This is a genomic window from uncultured Oscillibacter sp. (assembly GCF_910584465.1).
Classification (GTDB): Bacteria; Bacillota; Clostridia; order Oscillospirales; family Oscillospiraceae; genus Oscillibacter.
In genome coordinates, this window is the sequence record NZ_CAJUBK010000074.1 from 1 (window position 1) to 9,451 (window position 9,451).

Below are 9,451 nucleotides of genomic sequence, written 5' to 3' on the forward strand. Positions count from 1 at the left end.
AGGCGGAGTCGGCGGAGGTGACGCCGTTGCAGGTGTTGCCGCCGATGGTGCCGATGTTCCGGATCTGGGGGCCGCCCACCTGGTCCACGGCCTCCCCCAGGACGGGGATGTGCTCCCGGATCAGGGGATCCCGGGCGATATGGGAGAAGCTGGTGAGGGAGCCGATGCGCAGGGTCCCGTCGGCATCCATCGACACCCCGCGGATCTCGTCCAGGCCCTGGATGGAGATCAGCTCCGCTCCGGCCCGCCGGCCCTCCCGCATCTGGACCAGCACGTCGGACCCGCCGGCGATGATCTGGGCCTCGGGATGGGCCAGGCGGAGGGCCACGGCGTCCTCTACGCTGCGGGCCTGGTACAGGGCTTTCATATCATACATGCTTTGGCCCTCCTTCAGTCGTTGATGAGCCCCGCCTCTTTGAACTCCCGGTAGAGGACGTGGGGCGTGATGGGGCAGGAATCGACCGCCACGCCGGTGGCGTGCAGGATGGCGTTGCGGATCGCGGGGGCGCCCGAACAGGCCGGGGGCTCGCCCAGGGCTTTCGTGCCGTAGGGCGAGGTGGGCTCCGGGTTCTCCACGAAGGCCGCTTCCAGCGTGGGGTGGTCCAGGAAGGTGGACAGCTTATAGTCCAGGAGGTTGCCGTTCAGGGGCCTGCCGGTCGCTCCGTCGAACTTCAGTTCCTCGCTGAGGCCGTAACCGATCGCCATGGACATGCCGCCGTGGACCTGGGCCTCCGCCAGGGCGGGGTTGATGAGCGTGCCGCAGTCGTGGACGTTCACCAGCTTCAGCAGCTCCACCTTGCACATGGGGATGTCCACCTCCACCTCGGCGAAGGAACAGCCGAAGGAATAGGCGTTGCTCTTGATCTGCGCCGTGGTCTCGGCGGTGATGTGCCGGCTGCAGTCCAGGGAATACAGGCTCTCCAGGGCCAGGTCGCCCAGGGACTTCAGGACGCGCCCGTCGCTCTTGCGGACGATCTGCCCGTCCACCAGGTCCAGGTTGGACACCGGCATCCGGGTCTGCTCGTGGGCGATGCCCAGGATGCGCTCCCGGAGGGCCAGGGCCGTCTGCATGATGGAGAACCCGCCGATGTACGTCTGCCGGGAGGCATAGGCCCCCGTGCCGAAGGGGGTGACGTCGGTGTCCTGGGTGGACACCACATGCACGTCGCTCAGGGGCACACCCACCGCGTCCGCCACCATCTGGGAATAGGCGGTGTCGCAGCCCTGGCCGATCTCCGTCTCGCCGGTCTGGAACTGGAGGGAGCCGTCCTGGTTCAGCACCATCCGGCAGGAGGAGGACTCCAGGGAGATGGGCCACACGGCGGTGTTGTACCAGAACACCGCCAGGCCCACGCCCCGGCGGACCGGGCCGGTCTGCCCCTGGTACTCCCGGTACTTCCGCTGGTAGTCCAGCAGCGCCATGCCCTTATCCATGCACTGGACGAACGTGTCATGATACAGCTCGTTTTTCGAGAAGCCGTCCACATAGCCCACGGGCATCAGGTTCTTCCGGCGGAACTCCAGCGGGGGGATGCCCACCGCCCGGCAGATGTCGTCGATGTGGCATTCCGCGGCGAACATGGCCTGGGGGATGCCGTAGCCCCGCATGGCCCCGGCGGCGGGGCGGTTCGTGTACACCGTCCAGCTGTCGCACTCCACGTTCTCGCAGGGGTAGAGCTGGGGGAAGGCGTTCATGCCCTTCGCCACGATGCCGTGGCCGTGGGAGGCGTAGGCCCCCTGGTTGGAGAACGCCTCCAGCTTCCGGGCGGCCAGGGTGCCGTCGGGGCGGACGTAGGAGATGATGTGCGTCCGGATGGCGTGGCGGACCCGGTTGGAGACGAAGGTCTCCTCCCGGCTGCACTCCAGCTTGACCAGGCGGCCGCCCACCTGGGCGGAGCACCAGGCGCACAGGGGCTCGTACAAGGCGTCCTGCTTATTGCCGAAGCCGCCGCCGATGTAGGGCTTGATGATGCGGACCTTGCCCCAGGGGATGCCCAGGGCCTGGCCCACGATCCGGCGGACGATGTGGGGGATCTGGGTGGAGCTGACCACCACGATCCGGCCCGCCTCGCCGTAAGCGAAGCAGCCGTGGTTCTCGATGTGGCAGTGCTGGACCGTGGGCGTATCGTACCAGCCCTCGACCCGGATCAGCCCCGGCTCTTTGCGGGCGGACTCGTAGTCGCCCTTGCGCACGTCGGAGTGGGCCAGGACGTTGCCCGCATACCGCTCGTGGATCTGGGGCGCACCGTCCTGCATGGCCTCCTGGACATCCAGGACGAAGGGCAGCTCCTCGTACTCCACCCGGATGGCCCGGACGGCCTGGGCCGCCGCCACCTCGTCCTCGGCGATGACCACGGCCACGTCATCGCCGTGATAGCGGACGTGCCGGTTCAGCAGCTTCCGGTCCGCCACGTCCTGGTGGCGGGGGTCCGTGGACCAGGGATGGCCCGCCGTGGGGAACTCGATGTCCGGCACGTCGAAGCAGGTCAGGACCTTCACGACGCCGGGGATGGCCTCCGCCTCCGCCGTGTCGATGGACTCCACGAAGCCGTGGGCGATGGTGGAATGGCAGATCTTCACGATCAGCGCGCTCTTGTCGCAAAGATCGTCCATATACTTGGCCCTGCCCGCGGCCTTCTCATAGGCGTCCACGCGAGTCACGCTCTTGCCGACGCTCTTGCTCATAGGGTGCCCTCCTTTTTCGTCGCGGCCTTGCCGCCGGGGATGCGGGATGGTTGACTGGATGGGGGGAGAGAGGATATACTAGGTCCAAGGACTTGCTTGGGAGGAGACGCGTGATGCTGAGAACGGGCTGTGTGGTCATGGCGGCGGGGAACGCCCGGCGCTTCGGGGAGAACAAGCTGGCGGCGGAGGTCCGGGGCCGGAGCCTCATCCGCCGGGCCCTGGAGGCGGTGCCGGCGGAGCGCTTCGAAAAGGTCGCCGTCGTCACCCAATATCCAGAGATCTTGGAGCTGGCGGCGGAGTCCCGCTTCGCCCCGGTCCGCAACGGCCACCCGGACTGGGGCATCAGCCACACCATCGAACTGGGCCTGGCGGAGCTGGGGGACCTGGACGGGGCGATGTTCCTGGTCAGCGACCAGCCGCTTTTGAAACGGGAGAGCGTGGAGGCGCTGCTGGACCTTTGGCGCTCCCAGCCGGAGAAGATCGCCGCCCTGGCCCACGGCGGGGTCCGGGGGAACCCCTGCATCTTCCCCTCCCGCTTCTTCCGGGAGCTGCGCCAGCTCCGGGAAGACCACGGCGGGAACACCGTCATCCGGCGGCACGAGGAGGACCTGATCTTGCTGGAGGTCCGGCAGGAGGAGCTGACCGACGTGGACACCCCCGCCGCGCTGGAGGCGCTGGGGGCCCGGGGCCCCTCCAAGAGCGATGTCTAGTGGCATGGGAGACCGCCCCAGCCTTCGCGCGGCCACGGACGCGGCGCCGCCGTCACGCCCGGGGGGTCACTTCCGGGAATAGGGCGTCCCCTCCAGCGGCAGGGCCGTGCGGAACTTGCCGTCGTAGCGGAAGTAGGCGTCGGCGATGGCGGGGGCGGTGGGGATGGAGGTGATCTCCCCGATGCCGATGGCCCCGCAGGCCACGTCCAGCCCCTCCTTCTCCACGATGATGGGCGTGATCTGCGGGATCTTGTCCGCCCGGAACAGGCCCAGGGTGCCGAACTTGACGTTGGGCTTGCAGTCCTCCAAGGGATAACGCTCCGTCAGGGCATAGCCCATGGACATCACCACGCCGCCCTCGATCTGGCCCTCCACCGAGAGGGGGTTCACCGCCTTGCCCACGTCGTGGGCCGCCACGATCTGTTTGAGCCTGCCCTCGTCGTCCAGGATGCAGACCTGGGTGGCGTAGCCGTAGGCGATGTGGCTGACCGGGTTGGGCACGTCGGCCCCCAGGGGGTCCGTCCTGCCCAGGTATTCGCCCCGGAACTCCCGGCCGTCCAAGGCGGCCAGCCCGCCGCCCTCCAGGGCCGCCTTCAGCCCCTCGCAGGCCCGGCGGCACGCCTCACCGGTGAACAGCGTCTGGCGGGAGCCGGAGGTGGTGCCGGAATCCGGCGCGGAATAGGTGTTGGAGCGCTCATAGACCACGTCCTCACGCCGCAGGCCCGTCCGGTCGCAGACCATCTGCGTCAGCACCGTGCCCAGGCCCTGGCCGATGCAGGAGGCCCCGGCGAAGATGTGGACCTTCCCGCCCTCGACGCTCAGGCGGACCCGGCCCGTGTCCGGGATGCCCACGCCCACGCCCGCGTTCTTCATGGCGCAGGCGAGGCCGGCATACCGGGCCCCCTCATAGTAGGGCCGCACCGCCTCCAGGGTCTCGGCCAGGCCCGTGGACTCGTCCACGATCTGGCCGTTGGGCAGGGTCTGGCCGGGACGGATGGCGTTGCGCCAGCGGATCTCCCAGGGGCTGATGCCCACCTCGTCCGCCATCCTATTCAGCAGGCTCTCGATGCAAAAGCAGGTCTGGGTGACGCCGAAGCCCCGGAAGGCCCCGGCGGGGGGATTGTTCGTGTACCACGCCCAGCCGTCGATCTCGAAGTTTTGATAGTTATACGGCCCGGCGGCGTGGGTGCAGGCCCGCTCCAGCACCGGCCCGCCCAGGGAGGCGTACGCGCCGGTATCCGCCACCACCTTGGCCTTCACGCCCTGGATGATCCCGTCTTCGTCGCAGCCCAGGGTGAACTCCATCTCCATGGGGTGGCGCTTGGGGTGGATCAGGATGCTCTCCGCCCGGGTGAGCTTCACCTTCACCGGGCGCTTGGTCAGGTAGGCGGCGAGCGCGGCGTGGTGCTGGACGGTCACGTCTTCCTTGCCGCCGAAGCCGCCCCCCACCAGGCAGTTGCGCACCTTCACCTCCTCCGCCGGGAGGCCCAGCATCCCCATGGTCTCGTGCTGGGTATCGTAGGCGCCCTGGTCCGTGGAGAGGATCATGACCCCGTCCCCGTCCGGGTAGGCCACGGCGCACTCCGGCTCCAGGAAGGCATGCTCCGTCCAGGGGGTGGAGAAGCGCTCCGTCAGGACGTGCGCGCTCTTCGCGATGGCCGTGTCCGGGTCGCCCCGCTGGATGTGCTTGTGGGCCAGGAGGTTCCCCTCCCGGTGGACCAGGGGCGCGCCCTCGGCCATGGCCTCCCGGGGGCTGCGGACCATGGGGAGCTCCTCGTAGTCCACCCTCACCAGGGCCTTGGCCCTGGCCAGGGTCTCCTGGTCCTCGGCGGCGACGAGGCAAACGGCGTCGCCCAGATAGTGGGTGACGTCCCCCACGGCGATCATGGTGTCCCAGTCCTTCTTCAGGTGGCCCACCTTGTTCGCCCCGGGGATGTCGGCGGCGGTGAAGACCCCCGCCACGCCGGGCAGGGCCGCGGCCTCCTCCGTGTGGATCGCCAGGACCCTGGCCCTGGGGTAGGCGGAACGGACGGCGCTGGCATAGAGCATGCCGTCCATATATACGTCGTCCGGGTAGATGCCCGTGCCGGTGACCTTCTCCTCCACGTCCACCCGGGGCGCCCGCGCCCCCAGGGACCAGTCGGAGGAGGGCTCCGGCACCTCGCCGGAACGCAGCAGCTCCGCCGCCAGGAGGATGGCGTCGATGATCTTCACATAGCCGGTGCACCGGCAGATGTTGTTGCGGATGGCGAAGGCCGCCGCCTCCCGGGTGGGGGACGGATCCGCGTCCAGCAGCGCCTTGGCGCACATCACCATGCCGGGGATGCAGAAGCCGCACTGGACCGCCCCGGCCTTCCCGAAGGCGTAGGTATAGGCCCGCTTCTCGAACTCCGTCAGCCCCTCCACGGTGACGACGGACTTCCCCTCCAGCTTGTCCGTCCGGGGGATGCAGGCCCGTGTGGGCTTGCCGTCGATCAGCACGGTGCACGTGCCGCAGGCGCCCTCGCTGCACCCGTCCTTCACCGAGGTCAGCCCCAGGCCGTCCCGCAGGAAGCGGATCAGCTTCTGGTCCTCCTCAACGGTCACAGGTCTGCCATTCACGATAAAGTCCGCCATAAAAGCTCCTCGCCCCGTGCCCGTCCCCGGTCCCACGGCTGTTTTGTATTCGGAAAGGTCGACCTTTCCGTCGTTGTCTATTATACACGAAGACCGGCCGGTACGCAACCAAACTTTTGTATATCCGTTATCCTATCTGTAGGTCAACGTCTGTCCAGCGGCGGCAGTTCCCATCCCACGGCGAGCGCGCCCTTCCGGACCGAGATCCGGGCCTCCGGCTCCAGGATGTGGTTGCTGACCCCCAGGGGGAAGTCCGGCGTCAGGACCGCGTCCTCCAGCGGGTATTGGAGCCCGGACTCGTCCACGCCCTCCGCCCGGCTGCCCAGACAGAAGGCGGAGAACAGCCCCCACTCCACCGTCTTCCGGATCGTCAGGGACTCGTCTTCGATGACGGTCCAGACCATGTCGTCGTCATAGAGCCACCCCCTGGCCCCCCTCCGGCGGAGGAACAGCAGGGACTGCAGGTTCGCCAGGGTGTGGTCCAGGCGCCTGCCGCCGGTGCCGCCGTAGATGTGGAAGGCCCCGCAACCCTGTCCCAGGCCCGCCCGGATCGCGGCCAGGGTGTCTGTGTCGTCCTTCTCCACCGGCAGGCGGATGAGACGGGCGGCCCCCGCCGGGGGCTCCATGGAGTCGAAATCCCCGATGAGGAGATCCGGCGTGATGTGCTCCCGCAGGCAGATCCGGTAGCCCGCGTCGGCGGCGATGACGAGATCGCCGGGGGCCCCGGGTCGCTCCCGCATCCCGTGATAGGTCCCGGCGGCAAAGATGAAACAGCGTTCCATAGGCGGTCCTCCTCCGCATCGTTTTCCGTCTCCCCTATCATACCACATCCGCCGCGCGGAAGGCCAGCTTTTTCCCAGATCCCCTCCTGCGGGCGCTCCCTCCCCCGATCCTTGACTTTGGGCGGGAAAGCGTTATAATATCGATGAGACCTTTGCAGTCCCCGGCGGATATGCCCGCTTCCCGGGGGCCGCGGACTGCATCCAAGGACGGCGCGCTTCCGCTGAGACGGCGCGCCGTTTTTTCAAAACGTCCGAACGAGGAGGCGAGGGACCCCATGAAACGAAGGACCGTCTACTGGCTCCCATCCATCCGGGGGCTGGTCATCCTGTCCGCGCTGCTGATGACCGGATCCGGCCTGATCCGGGCCGCCTGGGCCGTCGGGGAGGCGGCGCTCCCGGCCTCTGTGCTCCTCTTCCAGGTCCTCCTGCCCCTGTGGGCGAACCTGTGCTTCGTGTGGATCTTGTTCCTGGACGGGCGGGAGCGGCTCTACCGCTCCGCCATCCCGGTGTGGCTGGGCTGCGTGTTCTTCGCGGTGAAGGCGTTCTACTTCGTCTCCATCCTACATACGGTGCTCTGCCTCCTGCTCTATGCCCTGGTGGCGGCGCTCTACACCGCCACGGTGACGGGCTTCGTCCCCACCCAGGCGTTCCTCTGGCCCCTGTTCGGCCTGCCGATGCTGTACCACATCTTCGTGGAGGGCCGGCAGAAGGCCGGCTGGACCCTCCATGAGTGGCTGCCGGAGCTGTCCGTGCTCTGCTGCATGGCGGCGCTGCTGTGCCTGTCCCTGGCCATGCGGCGGCGTCCCCTGGAGGAGGGCGGCCTCATCCGCCGCTTCGGCGACCGGAACGACGGGCGGCGCCTGCGGACCCTCTCCCCCATCTTCGCCGTCTCCCCCTTCATCATGAAGACCCGGAACACCTCCCAGAACTTCATCGCCGACCAGATCGAGGTCTCGGCGGTGGACCGCTACATCGCCGAGAAGCGGCAGGCGGGCTGGAAGGGCTTCGGCGTCCTCCACGTCATCCTGGCGGCCTATGTCCGGGCCTGCGCCCGGTATCCGGGGCTGAACCGCTTCATCGCCGGGCAGAGGGCCTACAGCCGGGACCGGGTCATCGAGGTCAACATGACCATCAAGAAGGAGATGTCCACCGCCGCCCCGGACACGGTCATCAAGGTGACCTTCGACCCCGCCGACACGGCGGAGACGGTGTTCCGCCGCTTCGACGGAGCGGTCCGGGAGGTGAAGGACACGCCGCTGGGCTCCTCCTTCGACAAGCTGGCAGGGGCCTTCCACATGGTCCCCGGCCTGCTGCTCCGGGGGCTGGTGGCCCTCATCCAGGCGGGGGACTACTTCGGGCTGCTGCCGCGGTGGCTGACCAGGCTCTCCCCCTTCCACGGCTCGCTGTTCATCACGTCCATGGCCTCCCTGGGCATCCCGCCCATCCACCACCACCTCTATGACTTCGGGAACGTGCCGGTGTTCTGCTCCTTCGGGAAAAAGCGGCGGGTCTATGAGACGAAGCGGGACGGCAGCGTCGTCCTGCGCAAGTACGTGGACTGCAACTTCGTCACCGACGAACGGATCGTGGACGGGTTCTATTATGCCTCCGCCATCCGCTATATCCACGGCCTCATGGACGATCCCTGGCAGCTGGACGTCCCGCCGGAGGCGGTGCTGCGGGACGTGCTCTGAGCGCCGGGCCCCAGAACGGCTGCGGCCCAAGGGCCGCAACCGGCGGTTGACGAAGTTCCACCCGCCGCGTTCTTGCTTTCCCTTGCGGGACAGACTAACATAGGGGCATCCCAAGAGGAAGTGAGAGGTTTGAGATGAAGACGTTTTCGGAAAAGCTGCTGGAGCTCCGCCGCCGGGAGGGCCTGTCTCAGGAGCAGCTGGCGGACCGGCTGGGCGTGACCCGGCAGTCCGTCAGCAAATGGGAGAGCGGAACGGCGGCGCCGGAGCTCACGAAGCTCATCGCTTTGTCGGACCTGTTCGGCGTGAGCGTGGACTATCTGGTGAAAGACCGGCTGGAGGAGCCGGAGCGCCCCGTCCCGGAGGCCCCGCCCTCCACGAAGGAGCTGGCGGAGCAGATGGAGGAGATCTCCCGGTACTTCCGCGGGTGGTCCTGCTCCTGGGACAGCGAGACCAGGCTGTTCGGCCTGCCGCTGGTGTCCGTGCGCCTTGGCCTCCGCCCCCATAGGATGCGCTCCCGCGACCTGGCGAAGGGGATCGTCGCCGTCGGGAACATCGCCGTGGGCGTCGTGGCCCTGGGGGCGATGAGCGTGGGCGTGCTCAGCATCGGCGCGCTGTCGGCGGGCCTGCTGGCGGCCGGTGCCCTGGCGTTCGGCCTGGCGGCGCTGGGGCCGGTGGCCATCGGCCTGCTGGCCTTCGGTCCGGTGGCGCTGGGCCTCTGGTACGCGGGCGGCGTGGCGGCCCTGGGCGGCAAGATCGCCGTAGGGGTGGCGGCGGTCGGGGACACGGCCGTGGGCTATGACGCGGCGGGCCGGCACATCCTCCTCTGGGGGGACGGCCTGACCCAGGCGGAGGTGGAGGCGTTCCTCCAGGCGCATCACCCGGCGCTCTGGGGGCCGCTGTTGAAGCTGCTGGCTTTTTTCGGCGCGAACATCAAATGACTAGAAGGCGCGGAGGCTCTGCCTCC

At 68.3% G+C, this 9,451-nt stretch carries 7 protein-coding genes; 3 read left to right on the forward strand and 4 right to left on the reverse strand.

From position 1 onward, the window contains the following. Together QZ332_RS12025 and xdhA are read right to left on the reverse strand one after the other, a co-directional pair. Positions 1-376, reverse strand: a 376-nt coding sequence (locus QZ332_RS12025) for an FAD binding domain-containing protein (protein ID WP_295765725.1), incomplete at its 3' end; no start/stop codon positions are given. Positions 377-390: 14 nt separating this feature from the next. Beyond that, positions 391-2,685, reverse strand: coding sequence for a xanthine dehydrogenase subunit XdhA (xdhA, locus tag QZ332_RS12030; RefSeq protein WP_295765727.1), 2,295 nt, complete (start codon positions 2,683-2,685; stop codon positions 391-393). A 113-nt stretch (positions 2,686-2,798) separates the two neighbouring features. On the opposite strand from xdhA, the gene QZ332_RS12035 reads away from it, so the two are divergent. Further along, positions 2,799-3,395 (forward strand): nucleotidyltransferase family protein, encoded by a 597-nt coding sequence (locus tag QZ332_RS12035; RefSeq protein ID WP_295765729.1) that lies wholly within the window; start codon positions 2,799-2,801, stop codon positions 3,393-3,395. 66 nt (positions 3,396-3,461) lie between these two features. Here the strand turns inward: QZ332_RS12035 and xdh are convergent, their stop codons facing one another. Further along, positions 3,462-6,011 carry a selenium-dependent xanthine dehydrogenase gene (xdh, locus tag QZ332_RS12040; RefSeq protein ID WP_295765731.1) on the reverse strand — a complete coding sequence of 850 codons (2,550 nt, stop codon included), beginning with the start codon at positions 6,009-6,011 and terminating at the stop codon, positions 3,462-3,464. 143 nt (positions 6,012-6,154) lie between these two features. Further along, positions 6,155-6,793 (reverse strand): thiamine diphosphokinase, encoded by a 639-nt coding sequence (locus QZ332_RS12045; RefSeq protein WP_295765733.1) that lies wholly within the window; start codon positions 6,791-6,793, stop codon positions 6,155-6,157. Positions 6,794-7,068: 275 nt separating this feature from the next. Here QZ332_RS12045 and QZ332_RS12050 point away from each other — a divergent pair, with 275 nt between their 5' ends. Together QZ332_RS12050 and QZ332_RS12055 are read left to right on the forward strand one after the other, a co-directional pair. Further along, positions 7,069-8,487: a hypothetical protein gene (locus QZ332_RS12050; RefSeq protein ID WP_295765735.1), complete on the forward strand. Its 1,419-nt coding sequence runs from the start codon at positions 7,069-7,071 to the stop codon at positions 8,485-8,487. Positions 8,488-8,621: 134 nt separating this feature from the next. Then, complete coding sequence (locus QZ332_RS12055; RefSeq protein ID WP_295765737.1) at positions 8,622-9,425, forward strand: helix-turn-helix domain-containing protein; 804 nt, start codon at positions 8,622-8,624, stop codon at positions 9,423-9,425. The last annotated feature ends 26 nt before the right edge of the window (positions 9,426-9,451 follow it).